The organism is Acaryochloris marina S15 (genome assembly GCF_018336915.1).
In the GTDB taxonomy this organism is placed as follows: domain Bacteria; phylum Cyanobacteriota; class Cyanobacteriia; order Thermosynechococcales; family Thermosynechococcaceae; genus Acaryochloris; species Acaryochloris marina_A.
This window is the reverse complement of sequence record NZ_CP064923.1, coordinates 613,281-633,073: the sequence shown is the minus strand read 5'-3', so window position 1 is coordinate 633,073 and position 19,793 is coordinate 613,281. Positions and strand designations below refer to the sequence as shown.

Genomic DNA, 19,793 nt, shown 5'->3' with positions numbered 1-19,793 from the left:
TCCTCTCAATTCATATTGACAGCTGTGCTGCCAAATTTATTAACGCCAGACACCAAATGATGAATATATACGGTGCTTAGTTATGGCAAATGCGATAAACTCGCATAACTATTTTAGGATCGTCTCTGCAACTTTAGAACCCTAAACTTAGAGTTCGTAGGATTACAGAGGTTACCTTAAAGGCATCGACGTTGCTCTAATCAACTGAATCAGGGCAGTTTAAGGATAATAACCTTAAGTAAAATCTATGCCATCAGCAACATCTTCAGTGCCCCAACCCCTAGCTACTTCAGCAGCTCTGAGAATAAAGGCTTCCAGATTTGCCAGTTCTTGATCGGGCAACCAAGTATCAGGGACCTGGCGGCACCAAAAGCTAACATCGCTACCATCGTAAATAGTTGGCTCTCGTTGGAATTCAATGAGATTGGCAACGTTATCCCGAGAAGGGGTTGCCCCTTGCAAATTCTTCATTGACAAAGATTGCACGGGATTTGGCAACGTCGCCCCACCTACATGGCAATTCTTACAGTTATCGTCAAACAACCGTTTCCCATCTGACAGCTCTTCGGGAGAAAACAACTGAGTCTCTCCCGAAGCATCTATTGCAATAGGAACGGGTTCTGTCACCTTAAGATACCGAACAATATAATCGTCAATATCTCCAGCTTGGGCTATTGAACTGTTTGGGAGACTTCCCAAACAAACCCAAAGAACGGCAAGAAAACAACATTTGAGCCACGATTTCAGCATTTGATGCGCGCCTTAAATATGAACTTTATAAAGATAACGTCGTTCATACTGGTCAACAACCAATGGACACTTAGCGGTTAGCTTTACCGCCACCCCACTGATCGCCAATCACTGAAGGCTGAATGAGAATATGACCTGCAATGTCGAATAGGTCGTCATCAGACAGGTTTCTCATTAGAGGGAAAACATCAGTACTTTGAGTACTAGGATGCACTTCAGAAATGGTGTCAAAACCATCGTAAGTAGTGGGCTCGTTCATGTAATCCACAAGACTTTCAACGTTGTCACGTCTGGGATTGGCGCCAGCCAAACTAGAGGCGGACAGGTTGATGCTGGGATTAGTTTTGGTATCTCCACCAATATGGCAGTTTGCACAGGCAAAGTTGAATAAGCGCTGGCCCTCTTTCGCTTGCTGCGTGGATAGAGTAACGGTACTCCCCTCATTTAACGCAACTGTTCGAGTCGCATCATCTAATTCAGCAGCAGTTGCAGTACTGGTGAATGCTTGAAAAGCAAAAAATACTGTAGCCACCGCCAGCAACATGTATCTTTTCAGCATAGTTCTCCTTTCAATTTCGTTTAATTATCAGGCTCTCAACACAGTTAAATCCACTCTACAGAACCGGGTACTCTATCTAAACCTGCCCGTTGCTGGTGACAGTGATGGAGTCCGCAGAAATGAGAAGAGGAAAAGGCATGAATAAAGCAGTAAAAGAGTTTTAGGCTTAATTGAATTAAAACCCGAGTCATGACCTATTGGCTTGACCTTAGGTGTTTTCTTTGTTAGCCAAAATTTCTAAAATAAGTGCTTTGACATCCTCCAGGGCTAAACGGGTGTCGGGCGCTTTATAAGCAACACCCAGACGATCGCATAATGTACAAACCTCTTCAATAGAGAGATGATAGTCCTCTGCTATTTCTGAGATCGATAGGTCTGCAAACCCCATAATCATTAACGTACTGATTTTATTAAGGTTGACCCATCTAATATCATGCCATTGAGGCGTCCCTTTCCCAAATCCAGATTCTATAAATTGGTCAAATCTGGAATGGAAGGGGAGCAAGGTTTAGGCCACTACCCTCTATTCAATGGCAGCAGCAACTGGAACCGCTGCGGGTGAAATATCTGAGGCCATCGGCATTTGAGCATGAATTCGAATCAGCCGGGCTAAGGTTCCTTTTAACTCCGGCCTAGGAACAATGGCATCCACAAACCCATGACTAAGCAAATATTCTGCTGTCTGGAAGTCGTCTGGCAGCTTTTCTCGCAAAGTCTGTTCGACGACCCGGCGACCTGCAAAGCCAATGGTCGCTTTGGGCTCAGCCAAAATCATATCCCCAAGCATCGCAAAACTAGCTGTTACGCCACCGGTTGTGGGGTGGGTGAGCAATGGAATGTAGAGTAAGCGGTTCGTTCGGTGCTGATCTAGGGCCGCAGAGGTTTTAGCCATCTGCATTAGGCTAAGCATCCCTTCTTGCATCCGGGCGCCACCTGAGGCGCAAACAATCACCAATGGCAGACGATTCTGGGTGGCATGCTCAATCAAGCGGGTCAGTTTCTCGCCCACGACAGATCCCATGCTTCCTCCCATAAACCGGAAGTCCATGACGCCAAGGGCTAGGGGTAGGCCGTCGAGTTCGCCTATGCCAGTTTGGACGGCATCTTGTAGACCTGTTTTGCTCTGGTATTCCAGAATGCGATCGCAATAGGCTTTGCGATCGTGAAATTGAAGCGGATCACAAGCGACTAAGTCATTGTCCATTGCCACCCAAGTCTCCGCATCAATCAGCTGTGAGATCCGCTCATCACTAGTGACACGAGTATGATGTCCACATTCTAAGCACACCATTTGATTGGCCCGTAAATCTTTGGTGTAAGTCAGGGCACCACACGACTCACACTTCGACCATAAGCCATCAGAAATCTCTCGTTCTGGCTGTGCTTTGGTCACAGGATGAGATTTTCGTCGATTTGCAAACCAATCAAATAAAGACATGGAAACGCTCGATTCCTCTTAAAAATGAATTCAGCATCTGCAAGACCGCAGCAATGGGGGCATTCGGTTACCGTTCTCCTCTCCCATTCGAGACATCCAACGACAAAGTCTCCCCCGGTTTGCCTAGGAACGAATACAGTTTGGCCTTACCCGTTATTCACAGGATTGGCTGTGAGGAAATAACCCATCCTCCACTATGGCCGAATCGCTTGTGGACTTTGTAATGAAATTATTAATTAATCATAAACTTTGTCGCTGGTACTTGGCGTCTTAAATATTTTGTCGTTTGTAAAGTTTTTCAGAATCGCAGAAATTCAGTGACAAATGTTACGACATTTATGGGCACTCTAAGCGTATACGGAGCGCGTCTTTTATTCCAAATCACGATCAGCTGGACAAGCACCTTTGCCATCTGCTTGGGCTGGATTTTACATAACTTCTGGGGATCCCTATGAGATCTCTTCATTCTTCATGAAAGTTATTAAGATTGGGCTTTTTAAGGATATGGAACCTGTACAAGGGCTTCCCGATGCTGCGCCTGCCTGGATTAAACGCTTGAGTCACCCAACACCCTAAACTGTCATGATTTCTAAGTCTCATCAAAATTGGTTTCCCGTTTGGCAATATCTCAATCAGCCCTTATTCCATTCGGATATTAAACTGGTTCTCAATCCAGGCCGTTTTTGGCAACATCATCGCATTGATTATTTAAACCGGTGTTGGATGAGACAGTGTTTGCCCAATCACGATCCCCAACGCTAGCACCACCATCGGCTAATCTTTGGGACATTATTAGACGGGTCTTCTATTAAGCATTTTTGAGTTTTAGATGAAGTTAATGCACACTAGCGACGCTAGTGTGCATTAATCCTGGGAAGAGCTGGGCTGGTAAAAAAGCTTAAGCAGCAGTGTTGATGATGGGGAATCACTTATGGCATTGTTAGTGTCTGTCACGGTTTGCTCAAAAGAAGCAGTGATAAGATAAGAGATGATTCATCGATATCCCGACCGACTTACCGGGCATTAAATATCTCCGCGTTGGAATTGCTCGGATATATTTACGTCAGCCTAGCGTTTTTTCAAGGGTAGAAATCGTTCGATTCGCTACCTAATCACTGTCATCAACTGCCTATTTCCTCATGGTCAATGCTCCCCCTAAACAACCGACTCCACCTAAACTTTCCAAATTGGAAGGGATTAAAGAGCGAAGTCATCATCTGCGCCATCCGTTAATTGCAGAACTCCAGACGGATGCGAGAAATTTGCCAGAAGAAGCCATTCAGATCCTTAAATTTCATGGCTCATATCAGCAAGACAATCGCGACAATCGAAAAAAAGGGCAGGAAAAAGACTATCAGTTTATGCTGCGAACCCGAAGTCCGGGTGGATTCATTCCAGCTGAACTATATAACACCCTAGAAGAATTGAGTGAGACCTACGGAAATCACACGCTGCGGGCAACGACACGGCAGGGATTTCAGATTCATGGCATCATCAAGCAAAATCTGAAAACGGTCATGGCCGCCATCATTCGAAGTATGGGCTCAACCCTAGGGGCCTGCGGGGATTTGAACCGTAATGTGATGGCTCCCCCGGCTCCCTATACCAACCGACCGGCCTATACCTATGCCCAAGAGTATGCTGACCGGATCGCAGACCTACTGACGCCCCAAACCGGAGCCTACTATGAGATCTGGTTGGATGGAGAAAAGTTTGTATCGGCTGAAGAACATCCTGATGTTAAAGCCGCTCGACAGCGCAATACCAACGGCACCAATTTAGACGACAAAGAAGAGCCCATCTACGGGGAGCATTACATGCCCCGGAAGTTCAAAATTGCCGTTACCGTGCCGGGAGACAACTCTATCGACCTCTATACCCAGGATGTGGGTTTAGTCGTCATATTGGATGACCAAGAACAACTCCAGGGATTTAATGTGTTCGTGGGTGGCGGTATGGGCCGCACTCACAATAAGGAAGAAACCTTTGCTCGGATTGCCGAGCCTTTGGGCTATGTTGCCAAAGCAGATGTCTACGATTTAGTCAAAGCGATCGTAGCGACTCAACGCGATTATGGTGATCGTCAACAGCGTCGCCATGCCCGCATGAAATACCTCATCAATGATTGGGGGATTGATAAGTTTCGCAGTATTGTTGAACAGTATTTTGGTAAATCCGTCGCTCCTAGCCAACCCCTGCCTGAATTTAAGTATGAAGATTACTTAGGTTGGCATGAACAGGGGGATGGCCAGCTCTTTTTGGGCATTTCGATTGAAAATGGCCGGGTCTTTGATAATGGCAAGCTACAGCTGAAGTCAGCGCTGCGTCAAATTACCCAGCAGTACAATCTGCCCATGCGGCTGACGGCCAATCACAATCTGATTATTTACAATATTCAGCCCAATAACAAAGCGGCCATTCAAGGCATTTTGAAAAATGCAGGCGTGCTGGCAGAGACGGAAATTGATCCGCTGGTTCGCTATGCCATGGCTTGTCCAGCTTTGCCTACCTGCGGATTGGCGATCGCAGAATCGGAACGCGCCATCCCCGGTATTATTGATCGCATCCGAATCCTGCTGAATAAGCTAGAGCTCAATGAACAGCATTTTGTCATTCGGATGACGGGTTGCCCGAATGGTTGTGCTCGTCCCTATATGGCCGAGCTAGGATTTGTGGGGATTAAGCCGACAGCTTATCAGCTCTGGTTAGGGGGAAGTCCGAATCAGACTCGGTTAGCGAGAACTTTCCTCGAAGTCATGCCGATAGACGAGCTGGAGACGACTCTAGAACCGCTCTTAGTTTTCTTTAAGCAAAAGAGCAAAACCACGGAAAGCTTTGGTGATTTTTGCGATCGCATCGGGTTTGATGCCCTACGCCAGTTCATGGATACCTATGATCCGGCGACGCAAACAGGCAAAATTCCTAGCAGCAACGCTCGAGTCCGCCATCGGGTCAACCTTCGGGAAGATGTCTATGATCGTCTGAAGACAACGGCCAGTGAGCAAGGCAAAACCTTAACTGAAGTTGCATCAGACGCCATAGATGCCTATTTGCAGAACCCATCTCAGACCTAAATTTCACCTAATTTTAGGTGTAAAGACGTGGTGAATATTGTCGTCATTGGCGGGGGAGCTGCCGGATTCTGGGGGGCCATTGCCTGTGCAGAAGCCCATCCCCAAGCCCGAGTTATGATTTTGGAAGCTAGTGGGCAATTGCTCTCTAAGGTCCGGATCTCAGGGGGCGGGCGCTGCAATGTCACCCATGCTTGCTTTGAACCCACTCAACTCGTGGGCAACTATCCCCGTGGATCTAAGGCCCTGAGAGGCGCGTTTAGTCGGTTTCAGCCTCAAGATACGGTACGTTGGTTTCAATCCCACGGCGTCTCCTTAAAAACAGAAGCCGATGGCCGCATGTTTCCCAAAACGAATGATTCGGAAACGATTATTGCCTGCCTGCAACGGACAGCCAAGACCTTGGGAATTCAGGTGCGAACAGGGGTGTCGGTGACCCATATCCACCACGAGGCTCAGTTCACAATTCAGTGCAAATCTGGGGAGAAACTTCGGTGCGATCGCATTCTCCTGGCCACGGGCAGTCATCCCCTCGGTTATCGCCTCGCCCAGCAACTCGGCCATACCCTCGTATCACCCGTGCCGTCCTTATTTACCTTCAAAATCAAGGATTCCAGATTGCAAGACTTAGCCGGTATCGCGGTTGCTCCAGTGCAGTTACGGTTAACCGTGGGAGATCAAAAGTTTGATCAGCGGGGGCCGCTCTTAGTCACCCATTGGGGGTTGAGTGGTCCTGCAGTCCTGAAACTCTCCGCTTGGGGGGCTCGGGCCTTTCATCAAAGTCGATACCAGGGGGAATTGACGGTGAACTGGGTGCCCCATCACTCCTATGAAGACCTGCGCCAGCTATTGGGGAAAACTCGAACGGCCGTTGCCAAACGTGCGATCGCAAATCACTGCCCAGTCAAATTGCCCCAACGCCTCTGGCAAAAACTGATCACTGCTGCTGGGATTGCTCCGCAACAGCGCTGGGCTGATGTATCGAAACAGCAATTGAGATCGCTACTGCAAGAGCTGACCCAAGGAAAGTTTCAGGTCCTGGGTAAAGGAGTATTCAAAGACGAGTTTGTCACCTGTGGTGGGGTCGACCTCAAACAGATCAACTTCAAAACCATGGAAAGCCGCTGTTGTCCAGGACTCCATTTTGCCGGCGAAGTCATCGATATTGATGGCATCACCGGTGGATTTAACTTTCAAAATGCCTGGACCACTGCCTGGCTAGCTGCCCAAGCGATAGGGCACCAGGATTAATCCCCCTGCCACCAGAGGAAAAACCCACTCAAAGGACGGTTCTGTGGTTTCATACATCAATGGAGACTCTCTCTAACACCTCGTGCAGATGTGGTCGCCCTTGGCGATCCGTCGGGACTTATTTTTCATCGACAGGAGACTTTTATTTTGGGTGTTGAATTACGCAGCTATGTTTACTTAGATAGCCTCCAAGCTCAGCATGCTGCCTATATGGGCAAGGTCGCAGTAGGTTTTTTACCTTTACCCGGCGACACCTCCCTGTGGTTAGAGATTTCCCCTGGGATTGAAATCAATCGGATCATGGATGTTGCCCTTAAAGCGGCTGTGGTCCGCCCCGGTGTACAGATGGTGGAACGCCTATACGGTGTTCTGGAAGTGCATGCCAGTAGCCAAGCCGAGACCCAAACCGCAGGTCGAGCCATGCTAGAAGCACTAGGGGTCAAACAAAATGAACGATTAAGCCCCCAAATAATCTCTAGCCAGATCATTCGCAATATAGATCCCCACCATGCCCAACTGATTAATCGTAATAGCCGAGGCAACATGCTGCTATCAGGTCAGGCCCTCTATGTTATGGAGGTTCAGCCCGCGGCCTATGCCTCTCTTGCCGCTAATGAAGCTGAAAAAGCAGCATTGATCAACATTTTACAAATCACCTCTGTGGGTAGTTTTGGCCGACTATACTTGGGAGGAGCTGAACGAGATATCAAAACGGCAGCGGTGGCTGTAGTGGATGCCCTTGAGCATGTCCCTGGACGCGAGCCTCTAGGCGGTAATCGCAATGAATAGCTGAGATGAGCAAATACAAGATTGCTATGGCAGGGGAACATCTAGCCCTTTTATATCGTGGCCCTGACGTTTGGAATCGGTGGCGACAGGACCATAGCCAGAAGTCTCCTAATCTTGCAGGCTGTAACCTAGGGCAAATGGATTTACAGGCATTCGACCTGAGCCATACAGACTTGACATCCACTAATTTACGCGGAGCCAACTTAACAGGCGTCAACTTAAGCAACAGTCTTTTGTGTGGTGCCAACTTAATCGAAGCCCAGCTCACAAGGATTGAAGGTGTTGCCATCAACCTCCACCATGCTCAGTTGCAAGGGGCCGATCTTAGAGATGCAAATTTAATTGGCGGTGATTTAGACGAAGCAGTCTTGCTAGAAGCTGAACTGAGTCGAGCCAACTTGGTCGGTTGTAGTTTAAAGCATGCAGATATTCGGCGAGCAGAACTAGAAGCAGCCCAGCTCCACAGAGCAGATTTAAGGTTTGCAGAACTAGCAGCAGCCAACCTGATTCAGGCAGGCTTAAGTCAGGCGAACTTAAGCTATGCGACCTTAACAGGAGCTTATTTGTATGGGGCAGATTTTAGTCGTGCCAACCTGCGGGCAGCCCACTGTAGTCAAGCCTATCTAGTTCGGGCTAACTTCACAGATATCAATGCCGAAGAGATAGACCTAGCTTGGAGTAATTTGAGTAAGGTGAACTTCACCGGAGCAAATTTGCGGCGAGCCAGTTTACGGGGAGCCCGGCTCCATCGGGCCCAGTTCAACCAAACCTGCCTGGAGGAAGCCGACTGGGAATTAGCGAGTTTAGCGCAAGCCAGGGGATTGCCCAGCTTAAGCTGTTAGCGACCTTGATCCTGCAGCAAATGGAGCAACTGTTTTGCTTCTTCTTGCTGAAAATGACCTTGGGACTTGCAGGGAATAGACAGCAAAATCCGATCAAAGGCATGGACCGAATCACAAGGAACTGAAAGAATCACCTCTGCAGGCTGATTACAGATATCTAAAACAAAAGGCCCACTATGGAAAGTTTGGTGCCCCGCAGCTTTGGGTGCTACTGCTTCAAAAGAGTAGTGATTGAGAATATAGGCAGCATCGCTAAAGGTTAACCAAGGACAAGCCATACCATGGCGCTTTTTCGGTGTTTTGGATCGCGCAGGTGGAGCAGTCTTCGGTTGATGGGGCGCAGCTTTACGAGACCGAGATTGATGAGATTTTAAGTAGGAGTAGGCTTGGTTAAATTCTTTTAGTTTGGCTTCCGCTTTTTTATAGAGGCGAGGATTATGCAAAAACCGATCGGGATGCCAAACCATTACCAGATCCTGATAGGCTTCCCGCACTTCATCAAAGGTCGCGTTTTTATTGAGGGATAAGGTTTGCAGATATGCCTCGCCAACATGCATGGCAGACTCACTTTCACTCGAAAGTTTAAAAACATCTTAATGATGCTCAAACCTAGAATGCAAGACGCTAGCCGTTACTTTCTGCTACGGAATACAAAGAAGTCATAAGGAATATTTCAGAAGCGGTGTGTCCCACCGCTCACCTTCAATGATCTTAAGCAGACAAGCGCTCGGTATAAGCGGTCGTTTGCCAAGTCGCGAGGGTGTCAACCAAAGGTCGGGCAGGTCCAAAGAAATAACCCTGGGCGAAGTCAATATGAAAGTCATTGAGCAGATCTAGAATGGCACGCGATTCTACATACTCCGCAATGGTCTGCAGACCCATAATTTTCGAAACATGATGAATTGCTTCCACCACGCCCTTAGACATATCATCGTCAACCACTCCTCGAATAAAAGAGCCATCGATTTTGACAAAGTCAGCAGGGATCTTTTTCAAATGGGTAAACGAAGACAAGCCACTGCCAAAATCATCTAAGGCAACTTTACACCCCATATCCTTGAGGGCTCTTGTCAGTTGAGCAGCGGCTTCAATATTTTTCAGGGCAACTGTTTCTGAGACTTCAAAGCAGAATTGCTCTGGTCTTAAATTGTGCCGGGCGAGCTGTTCTGCAATAAAAGAGGCAATTTCCATGTTTTTAAACGTTGCCCCGGACAAATTAACGAAAAAGATCGCTTCTTGCAACATTAAGGAATTAATTTCTCCTAAGTCTGCAAACAAATGCTTGATCACCCAGCGATCAATACGGGGCATAAAATCATACTGCTCGGCAACGGGAAAAAATATGCCGGGAGAACAGACAATACCTGGCTGATCGCATAAGCGCAGCAAAATTTCAAAGCAAGGCTCAGCCGATTCTGCTTGTAAAGCCTGAATCGGCTGGGCATATAATTCAAAGTGATTATGCTCAAGGGCATCCCGTAATCGACTCACCCACTGCAAGGTTTGTCGAGACTGAAGATTAACGGCGCAATCAGCATAGTGCACCTGGATGCGATCCCGGCCACCTGCTTTTGCCGTATACATGGCTCGATCAGCAGCTTCAATCAACAAAGAGGGAGCAATCGCCTCATCCGGCACTTGACATGCTACTCCCAAACTCAGGGTGATGCGGTTACTAACCGGAGAGGTGGAATGCGGTAGGTTGAGATTATGGATGCCCCCCCGGATGGATTCTGCGACATGGTTGGCCCCGCTGATGTCCGTATTGGGAAGTACAACGACAAACTCTTCCCCGCCATATCGAGCAACACAGTCTGCCGGACGTTTGGCAACTTTAGCAATTGTTTGGGCGATTTTCTCTAAACATAAATCACCGGCTTGATGACCATAGGTATCGTTGTAAGCTTTGAAATGATCAACATCACACATGATCAAAGACAAAGGTTTCTCCTCGCGGAGTAAGCGATTCCACTCCGTTAGAAACACCTCATCAAACCGTCGCCGATTGAAGACACGAGTCAAACTATCTACGGCAGCCAGCCTCTCCAGCTCTAGGTTAGCCACTGCCAGCTGATCCGATAGTGCTTTTAAGGCCAAATTCTTGTATTCAAGCTCCAGACGCTGATGCTGACGCTCCATTGCATATTGAATCGCGCGGGTCAGAACTGTACTGTCAAATCGTCCTTTGACGAGAAAATCCTGTGCACCTTGTTGCATTGCTTCTAAGGCAAGCCGCTCATCACTATTACCACTCAGAATAATCAAAGGGATATTCGGAAAAGCATCATGGATTTTGCGAAATGTCTCCAGTCCTTGAGCATCAGATAGAGATAAATCCAGCAAAATCAGATCAATTGTGGATTGATCTCTTAGGGTATTCAAACCAGCATGCAACGTTGGGCAATGATTGAGCATGATGGAACTTTGTTTTTCCTTCCCCAATAACCGCGTCACTATTTCGACATCTTGAATATCATCTTCAATGATCAAGATTTCAGTATTACTGACTGGAATAATTTGTGAGCCAAATGCGTGCATGTACCTGGAATCCCCTCGTATGAGCCTAGAGGCTGAGCCTCTCTATCAGCAACAGCAAAGATAAGGTGCTATGACTGATGATTTGTATACTGGTCCCCCCATAAATAACCAGCCCTTGTTATAGGTCAAATCAATGATGTAAGCATCATTTTTATATTCAGAAAAAAAATCATTCTTGTATCTCCCCAATATTGCCCAGTTCTTGTCCGAACTTGGTCATTCTTTCTTTGGATGTTGAGCCATATGAATGGCTCTTCGATCCCCCCATATCAACCCAGCAATAGGTCTCAGAATCTATGAACTTAGATAAAGAATCCGCGTTTCTGCGGATGTAGACGACCAATACCGTACCTCTCTTATACCCGTTTAATTCTTCAGAATGCTTCAGTGAACATACGGAATTCATTAAATATTTCAAAAAAATATTATCTCGGTATTAATACGGATATAGCTTATCTCTATATACAGTGAAAACTGAATGCTACAACAGGATAGAAACTAGCTTTAGCGACAAGACAAAAACCTTTTTCCGTATCTGTCATGTATTGCATAATACGGGTTCTGCAGGAAGATCCAGCGCCGAAAATTGATTTTGCAATATGCTGATAATTATTATTATCTTATAGATAATAAATAGAATAACTTAATCTTCGTTGCCCTTTAGAAATCTAAATTTTTTTCTATTTTCGGAGAAAAGAGATCCTATCTTTTGAGGAGATTCAAAAACTATATATTTCCTTCTATTAATGTGTTCCTAATATTGTCGACTTAGCATAGATTGTTGTATATTGAATTGTCGATTCATAAAGACTCCATTAAGATTGATATCAATCAATTGTGGACATAGTGCTACAGCCTAGAACAAAGCTTTAGCGGTTGACTATCTTCTGTAAGCGTTACCAAGTGAGAGTTTTAGTGGTATCAATTTAGGCGGAATAAGAGTATGAAACTTTTACTAGTTGAAGATGATCTTGCGGATATCGAATTAACCCAAAATGGTGTCCAGCGCTCTCATGCTGCTATTGATTTAGATTGGGTTGTGGATGGACAAAGTGCTCTATCCTATTTATTCCGGGAAGGAGAATACCAGGAAAAAAGTCTACCCAGCATGATTCTCCTAGACCTCAATCTGCCGGGTATTCATGGGTTACAGGTGTTGGAGACTATCAAGAAAAATGACGCTTTTTGCATGATCCCAGTCATCATTTTTACGACCTCAGATGCAGATAAAGATATCCAAAAAGCCTACGAGCTAGGGGCCAACTGCTTTATTCAAAAGCCAGCCAGCCTATCTCAATACATCAGTACTATTTCAAGCATTAGTACATATTGGACAGAAATTGCTAAACTGCCTTCCAAAAGCTAGATTTTAGTAAAATAGCGCCAATTTTAGCTATATATACCACTTTATAGATGAATACAGATGTGTCTTAGAGCTGGAGAAGACTGTTAAAGTCTGAGCATGGATAGACGTCACTTATTCATGATGTTGGCCTTGGGAGGAAGTAGTCTTCTAGCTTCCGTACCTGCAGCTATCGTGATTCGGCAGGCTGAATTAAATGGAATAGAGCAAGAATTTCGCCAAGAGGTCGATGAGATTTCTATCGCTTTAGATCGAGAATTGCAGCTCAACTTTACACCCCTCAATGGTCTCAATATTCTGTTTACGGGGTCAGAAGAAGTTACATCTCAAGAGTTTCGTTTAGTCACGCAACAATACCTGGCAAAGCATCCAGACATTCAAGCCTTGGAATGGGTTCCCTACATCTCGCACCCCCAACGACAACCCTTGGAGATTAAGCGTCAAACAGAATATTCGAACTTCAAGCTCACGCAGGGAAGGGAACCCAAGACAAGACAAGTCGCTGAAAAGCGAAATACATATTTCCCCGTCGCTTTTGTAGAACCCTATCAAGGGAATGAACACAATTTAGGGTTTGATCGGGCTTCAGATGCTTTGCAGCGTCAAACCTTAGAAAAATCACGAGATTCTGGCCAAGATCGGATAACACCAATCCTGTCACCGGCTCAGAATACTCCCAATCTGTTTTTCAAGGTTTCTCCTGTCTACCGCAATCAGCCGCAAACGCCTCAGGAGAGGCGATTAATGTTGCGAGGATTTGTGGTGGGGAGCTATCGGCTGGATGCTTTACTGGCAAATGTTGGGGAGCGGGCTACTCAGGCAGGGCTTTCCGTGCAGTTGATCGATCAGACCAATCCCCAGGCCTCTCAACTGCTCTATGCAGGTTCTCATGGGACAGTCCAAGCAAACCCCTCAGATTTGACCCGAAATGTTGCCTTGTCTACTGTGCCAGGGAGAACTTGGGTCATGGTCGCCCAGGCCACACCTGATTTTATTCATCAACACAACAGCGGGTTATTTTTACTTCTACCCTTTTTGGGAGTAGTTTTGTTGTGGGCCGGGGGAAGTTGCTTCGTTTGGAGATTGCAGCAATCCGCGAACTGTGAACAAGACCGATATTTTCAAAGGATGGCCCATCAGTCCCCCGCCTTAATGTGGGTCACGGATGCGGACATGATGTTTTCATTTTTTAACCAGACTTGGTTAACCGTTACAGGGCGTACAACCGATGCCGAGATCGGTGACGGATGGATGTCAGGTATTCATCCTAATGATCGACAGCAGTGGCAGAAAACCTATGAGTCGAGCTTTAGCCAACAGCAAGAATTTTCGATCGAGCATCGGCTTCGCCAGAACGATGGCAGCTACGCCTGGATGCTTTCCATGGGTAAACCCAGATATACCCTGGATGAAAAATTTTGTGGATACATTGGCACCACAATGGATATCACCGCTATGAAACAAGCGGAAGCTCAATGTCAAATGGTCAATACAGAGCTATTACGATCCAACCAAGAATTAGAACAGATGGCTTCGGCCCTCTCCCATGATATGCGCGAGCCCTTGCGTAAGATCAAATCCTTCGCAGAGTTGGTACAAGCAGACTATGTAGATGACATCGATGAAAAGGGGCAACGGTATTTCGATTATGTGATTGACGGATCGGAGCGAATGCAGGCGATGATTGCTGATCTGCTAGCCTATGCTCGGTTGTCCTCCGAAGCACGAGAGGTAGCTTTAACAGATTTGGGACAGGTGGTAAAGCAAGTCCAGCAAGACTTAAGCCTGACCATTGCTGAGAGTGAGGCTGTGATTGAAGTAGGCGACTTACCTGAAATTATGATCAATCCGACGGATATTCAGCGGGTCTTTCAGAATCTATTGTCGAATGCCTTAAAGTTTCGAGGAGATGCGGTTCCCCATATTCAGATTGCAGCCCGTCAACTCCAAAAGCATTGGTTAATCACCGTTGAAGACAACGGCATCGGCATCTTAGAGGATGCTGTAGAAGATATTTTTGTAATGTTTAAGCGATTGCACAAGCGAACAGACTACGACGGCACGGGTATCGGATTGGCTATTTGCAAGAAAATTATTGACCACTATGATGGCTCAATCTGGGCTGAGTCGAAGCCAGGGGAGGGGACCACATTCCATGTCAAACTCCCTAGCCATTTTCAAGACCATTGGACAACGGACCGCCCCTTTGTCAGTGTGTTTGATTTCTAATGTCATCTCTACCCATGGGTTAATGCTAGAGCGGCAGACTGTTCGAAACTATCACAAATTATCAAGAGGGCGTGAGGGATGACCGCAGTTTGGGCATACTGCCGTCAAAAGGCTACTTACTCACATTTTGCTCATTTTTGAACTGTATGAATCTGTCAGTCTGGATGAGACTACGCTATTTATGCCAAGCACCCTGACTATTGAGCATATGCTGGATTGTCATCCCCCTGTGGTGTCCCCTGAGGTGACATTACTGGAGGTTGTCCAGATGATGCAGGCGGGAACAGTCCCCCAGTGGCATCAACCGCAATCCGGGGCGGTGAACAATCCGCAAAGTTATGTTGTCGTTCTTGAACAGGACCAGATCAAAGGTCTATTTACGAATCAGGATATTATGCGGCTCGTAGCTGAGCAATATGATTTTGCCAGCACTCCGCTTACGGAGGTACTGACCACTGCTAAGCACTATCCCCAAATTTCTGAGGTAAGAACTTGGGAACAGGCAATGGGTTGTTTCCAGGTCGGTGGACTGTCATATTTGCCCGTTCTGAAGGGTCGACAACTCGTCGGAACTTTAAGCCTAGAAAAGTTACGGACCTGGAAACTGACCTCCATATCCCCACCCTCCATTGTGGCTGCCCAGCCTATCGAAGCAGCATCCATAGACGATGTGAAACACAAGCTTGCTGAGATGACGCAACATCAATCTCAGCAACAACGTTTTTACACGGCCTTACAAAGTGCGATGGAAGGGATTTCACAACTCGATCCCCAGGGATGTTTTGTGGAAGTTAACCATACTTATGCACAACATTTTGGATATAGCCCCGAAGAATTGGTGGGATTGCCTTGGCAAACCACGGTATTTGTCAGCGATCTTCCCATTTTGGAATCGGCTTACAACATCATGTTAGACACCGGCAAAATCACCTTAGAAACGCGCGGGATCACCAAGCAAGGTGCCATCTTCTATCAGCAACTCACCATGGTGGCGAATCGGGATGAGCAAGGCGAGTTCCTGGGGCATTTCTGTTTTATGCAGAATATTAGCGCTCGCAAGCTAGCCGAAGTCAAACGAATTGAGAGTGAACAACGATTTCAGGCCATGGCTGACTGTTCATCAGCTCTGATCTGGGTGGCGGATGAACACAATCGACGCACCTATTTCAACGCAGAATGGCTGAAATTTACAGGCAGAACGTTAAAACAAGAAATCCAAAAGGGTTGGGCGACTGGCATCCATCCTGCAGATATTCATGATTGTCTGACTACATTGACCTTGGCGTTTGAAGAACGACGATCGCTGCAACTCGAATATCGTTATCTGAATCATGCGGGTGACTATCGCTGGCTCATCGATTCTGGGCAGCCTCGTTTTTTACCCAACGGAAAATTTGTGGGCTATGTCGGATCGTGCATTGACATCACTCCCTTTAAAAAGGTGGCTGACTCTTTAGAACAAGCTAACTACCAGTTACAGGAAAATATCAACCAAAATATTGACGCTTTGGTGGGTGCAAATGCCCAGTTAGAGGAAAGTGAGTCTCGATTTCGATCTTTGGCGGATTCTTTACCTGCATTGATTTGGGTTTGCGATACGAATCAACGCTGTACTTACGTCAATCAGACATGGCAAACCTTTACGGGCCGATCTCTTGAGCAAGAAATTAATTGGGGTTGGCTGGATACTATTCATCCTGATGATCATGCCAGTTTCGTGAGCCAGCTCAAAACTAGTTTTGTGGAAGAAACATCTTTGCAACTGGAGTATCGGCGATGCGATCGCAACGGTACCTACCGCTGGATTCTCAATACCGTTATTCCTCGATATATCGACAACCAGTTTGCAGGCATGATTGGCTGTGGCTTAGATATTACGGAGTCGAAGCAGAGTCAGGTGGACTTAGAGCAAGCCGTCTTAGAGCTGAAGCGCTCGAACCGAGATTTAGAAGAATTTGCCTATGTTGCTTCCCATGATCTGAGGGAACCCTTACGCAAAATCAGAAGCTTTTCTGAATTACTGCTGGAAGATTATGCCGACCAAATCGATGACAATGGCCGTCGCTACTTTGATTACATTATTGATGGGGCCAAGCGGATGGATGCCCTCGTGCAATCTGTTCTCCAATATTCTCGGGTGGGTCGTCAGCAGCAGTCCCCTGAACCCATTGATCTCAATACGATTGTTCAGCAGATCGCCAGTGACTATAGCCTGCAAATTGAACAAAAAAAAGGATGGATTGTTTATGATGAGTTGCCCACCTTAATCCTCGGCAAAGTGGAAAGCGTGCAGCTTTTCCAGAATTTGATCGGCAATGCCCTCAAGTTTCATGGTGATCAACCGCCCCACATTACGGTTAAGGCCCAACGCCAAGGCTCTCATTGGCAGATCTCAGTCAGCGATACGGGAATTGGTATCGCTCCAGAATTTTGCGATCGCGTTTTCACCATGTTTGCCCGTCAACACCAGCGCGACCAGTATCCAGGCACAGGCATTGGCCTCTCCATTTGCCGAAAAATTGTCGAGAGCTATGGTGGCCAGATTCATTTTGAAACAGAAGTCGGCAAAGGCACCACCTTTATTTTCACCCTGCCAGCAATCGACTAAGCTCTTAGCAATGTTCATTGCCGAGTCTGCAACGTGACTGTTCCTGCCACCTCCAACTTTTATCGCCTCCACCCCCGCGTGCAACAGTGGATTGCCAGCAAAAAATGGCCCGCCCTGCGAGAAATCCAGGAGCTAGCCATCCCCCCCATTCTGGCCGGGGATAAGGATGTGATCATTACTGCGGCCACCGCCCAAGGCAAAACAGAAGCCGCTTTTCTACCAATTTTTTCACAACTGGTCGATCAACCTGCCCAAGGCATTCAGGTGATTGGACTGGGGCCACTCAAAGCCTTGATCAATGACCAGCATCGCCGTCTATCCGCCATTGGCGATTGCCTTAATATCCCCGTTTGTCCCTGGCATGGGGATATCGGCTCCGGTCCGAAAAAACGTTTGCTCAAGCAGCCCGCAGGCATGCTGCTCATTACCCCCGAATCCCTAGAAGCTCTATTTGTCTTGCGGGGCCAGGAACTGAGTCGACTCTTCGCTTCCCTGTCTTACATCGTTATTGACGAAATGCATTCCTTTATCAGCATTGAGCGGGGTCGACAGCTCCAATCCCTGATGCAGCGAGTTGAACAGGTGGTCGGTCGTCCCGTCCCCCGCATTGGCTTAAGTGCCACTCTGGGGGATATGTCTTTAGCAGCAGAATTCCTGCGTCCCGGACAACAAGAGCGGGTCCAACTTGTCCAGTCCTTTGCTAAGGGAGATGAACTCAAGCTGCAGCTCCGAGGCTATCGGTCGGCACCCCCAGACCCGGAGGAGGAAGAGGACGAAACCATGCCGCCCCCAGATGCAGTAGAAATTGCTCAGCACCTCTTCCAGTCTTTGCGAGGAGAAAAGAATCTAATTTTTATCAACAGCCGCCGCCAGGTGGAGCGGTACGCCGATATTTTGCGCAATTTCTCCGCAGAATACCGGGTACCCAATGAGTTTATGCCCCATCATGGCAGCCTGTCGAAGGAACTGCGAGCCGAGGCAGAAGAAGCCCTCAAGCGAGATCATCCCGTCAACGTCATTTGTACGATGACCTTAGAAATGGGGATTGATGTGGGAGCCGTCCAGTCCATTGCCCAGATTGGTCCCCCTAGCTCTGTGGCGAGCACTCGCCAGCGATTAGGGCGTTCAGGCCGACGGGCAGGCGATCCGGCGATTATGCGGGTCTATGTATCGGTCCCTCAACTGAGTGCCTACACCTCTCCAGAACAGGCTCTATATCCCGATTTAGTGCAAGGGATTGCCATTATCAATTTGCTGCTAAAGGGCTGGTATGAACCACCGATCGCCGGACGCTTGCATATCTCCACCCTAATTCAACAGATGCTATCTAGCATTGCTCAACAGGGGGGTATTCATGCCGATCAGGCTTGGCATGACTTCTGTGAACAAGGTCCTTTCCAAGAAATGGAGCAGGACCTGTTTATCAAGCTCTTGCGATGTTTAGGGGAACGCGATCTGATCCAGCAAAGCCAGGATGGCCTGTTACTGTTGGGTCTCAAAGGTGAACGGTTGGTCAATCACTACACGTTTTACACCGCTTTTTCCACAACCGAAGAGTACCGAATTAGCACCCCAGATCGCTTTTTAGGCACGCTACCCACCGCAATGCCCATTGTGGAAGAAATGGTCTTGCTATTTGCAGGGCAGCGCTGGGAGGTGCAGTCCGTGGATGAAGAGAAACAGATGGTGATGGTGACGCCATCGGAAGGAGAAGGACAGGCCCCAGCCTTCGGTGGCAGTAGCGGGTTTGTCCATGACCAAGTGCGGCAAACCATGCGAGAGATTTATCGCTCCACAGACGTTCCGGTTTACTTAGATGCAACTGCCAAAAAGCTATTAAAAGAAGCTCGGCAAAGTTTCAGTGACTGTGGCCTCGATCAGGAATCTATTGTCGGAGAGGATGAACAAGTGCTGCTGTTCCCGTGGCGAGGCAGTTTGATCATGAATACATTGCACATGCTGCTCTTAGATAGTGGCCTCAAGGCTAGCCAAGAGGGACTGGCAATTAAAGTCAAAGGGGTGGAACCGGATGAGCTGATGCCGTATTTACAGTCTTTGGTGAATTTAGGTCCTGCCAACCCCCTACGACTAGCAGATGTGGTTCGGAATAAGCGTAGCGAAAAGTATGACTGGGTTTTGACAGACGAGTTATTGAACCATAACTATGTAGCCCGGTTTTTCGATCCTCAAGGCACCTGGGAAACAGTTTCAGAAATCTGTGGTGGAGGTTAGGTTAGATCAGTCGGCATCCGGTTCACCATAACCAGCAATGATAGATATCAATCAGTGGGACACTCTATTTCAGTGCATTGAGCAACATGACCTATTGGGTTTCCAGCAACAACTGACTATCGG

The 19,793-nt window shown here is 47.3% G+C and carries 15 protein-coding genes; 9 read left to right on the top strand and 6 right to left on the bottom strand.

The genetic code is table 11. The features are described 5' to 3' along the window. Positions 1 to 234: 234 nt before the first annotated feature. The 4 genes from psbV2 to accD form a co-directional block, all read right to left on the bottom strand. Positions 235 to 750 (bottom strand): photosystem II cytochrome PsbV2, encoded by a 516-nt coding sequence (gene psbV2 / locus I1H34_RS03615; protein WP_212664390.1) that lies wholly within the window; start codon positions 748 to 750, stop codon positions 235 to 237. Positions 751 to 820: 70 nt separating this feature from the next. Beyond that, on the bottom strand, positions 821 to 1,309 hold the full coding sequence (gene psbV / locus I1H34_RS03610; RefSeq protein WP_212664389.1) for a photosystem II cytochrome c-550: 489 nt from the start codon (positions 1,307 to 1,309) through the stop codon (positions 821 to 823). A gap of 208 nt (positions 1,310 to 1,517) precedes the next feature. After that, positions 1,518 to 1,697, bottom strand: a complete 180-nt coding sequence (locus I1H34_RS03605; RefSeq protein ID WP_212664388.1) for a translation initiation factor IF-2 — start codon at positions 1,695 to 1,697, stop codon at positions 1,518 to 1,520. 135 nt (positions 1,698 to 1,832) lie between these two features. After that, complete coding sequence (gene accD / locus I1H34_RS03600; protein WP_212664387.1) at positions 1,833 to 2,747, bottom strand: acetyl-CoA carboxylase, carboxyltransferase subunit beta; 915 nt, start codon at positions 2,745 to 2,747, stop codon at positions 1,833 to 1,835. Positions 2,748 to 3,329: 582 nt separating this feature from the next. Here accD and I1H34_RS03595 point away from each other — a divergent pair. From I1H34_RS03595 to I1H34_RS03575, 5 genes are all read left to right on the top strand, one after another. Then, positions 3,330 to 3,509, top strand: a complete 180-nt coding sequence (locus I1H34_RS03595) for a hypothetical protein (protein ID WP_212664386.1) — start codon at positions 3,330 to 3,332, stop codon at positions 3,507 to 3,509. A 377-nt stretch (positions 3,510 to 3,886) separates the two neighbouring features. Further along, the gene (gene sir, locus I1H34_RS03590; protein WP_212664385.1) at positions 3,887 to 5,821 is read left to right on the top strand and encodes a sulfite reductase, ferredoxin dependent; all 1,935 of its coding nucleotides are present in this window, start codon (positions 3,887 to 3,889) and stop codon (positions 5,819 to 5,821) included. A 27-nt stretch (positions 5,822 to 5,848) separates the two neighbouring features. Next, positions 5,849 to 7,069: a BaiN/RdsA family NAD(P)/FAD-dependent oxidoreductase gene (locus tag I1H34_RS03585; RefSeq protein ID WP_212664384.1), complete on the top strand. Its 1,221-nt coding sequence runs from the start codon at positions 5,849 to 5,851 to the stop codon at positions 7,067 to 7,069. A 147-nt stretch (positions 7,070 to 7,216) separates the two neighbouring features. Continuing rightward, positions 7,217 to 7,858 carry a hypothetical protein gene (locus I1H34_RS03580; RefSeq protein WP_212666124.1) on the top strand — a complete coding sequence of 214 codons (642 nt, stop codon included), beginning with the start codon at positions 7,217 to 7,219 and terminating at the stop codon, positions 7,856 to 7,858. A gap of 5 nt (positions 7,859 to 7,863) precedes the next feature. Beyond that, complete coding sequence (locus I1H34_RS03575; protein WP_212664383.1) at positions 7,864 to 8,700, top strand: pentapeptide repeat-containing protein; 837 nt, start codon at positions 7,864 to 7,866, stop codon at positions 8,698 to 8,700. On the opposite strand, the gene I1H34_RS03570 is transcribed toward I1H34_RS03575, so the two are convergent. Then, positions 8,697 to 9,257, bottom strand: a complete 561-nt coding sequence (locus tag I1H34_RS03570; RefSeq protein ID WP_212664382.1) for a J domain-containing protein — start codon at positions 9,255 to 9,257, stop codon at positions 8,697 to 8,699. The two genes, I1H34_RS03575 and I1H34_RS03570, sit on opposite strands and share 4 nt — an antisense overlap. Positions 9,258 to 9,411: 154 nt before the next feature. Then, entirely contained in the window at positions 9,412 to 11,238 is a 1,827-nt protein-coding gene (locus I1H34_RS03565) for a putative bifunctional diguanylate cyclase/phosphodiesterase (protein ID WP_212664381.1), read from the bottom strand. Positions 11,239 to 12,181: 943 nt separating this feature from the next. On the opposite strand from I1H34_RS03565, the gene I1H34_RS03560 reads away from it, so the two are divergent. The 4 genes from I1H34_RS03560 (at position 12,182) to I1H34_RS03545 (ending at position 19,670) form a co-directional block, all read left to right on the top strand. Then, positions 12,182 to 12,604, top strand: a complete 423-nt coding sequence (locus I1H34_RS03560; protein WP_212664380.1) for a response regulator — start codon at positions 12,182 to 12,184, stop codon at positions 12,602 to 12,604. A gap of 96 nt (positions 12,605 to 12,700) precedes the next feature. Then, positions 12,701 to 14,830 carry a CHASE domain-containing protein gene (locus tag I1H34_RS03555; protein ID WP_212664379.1) on the top strand — a complete coding sequence of 710 codons (2,130 nt, stop codon included), beginning with the start codon at positions 12,701 to 12,703 and terminating at the stop codon, positions 14,828 to 14,830. 181 nt (positions 14,831 to 15,011) lie between these two features. Continuing rightward, positions 15,012 to 17,438, top strand: coding sequence for a PAS domain S-box protein (locus I1H34_RS03550; protein ID WP_249369765.1), 2,427 nt, complete (start codon positions 15,012 to 15,014; stop codon positions 17,436 to 17,438). Positions 17,439 to 17,471: 33 nt separating this feature from the next. Further along, positions 17,472 to 19,670 carry a DEAD/DEAH box helicase gene (locus I1H34_RS03545; RefSeq protein WP_212664378.1) on the top strand — a complete coding sequence of 733 codons (2,199 nt, stop codon included), beginning with the start codon at positions 17,472 to 17,474 and terminating at the stop codon, positions 19,668 to 19,670. Positions 19,671 to 19,793 lie beyond the last annotated feature (123 nt).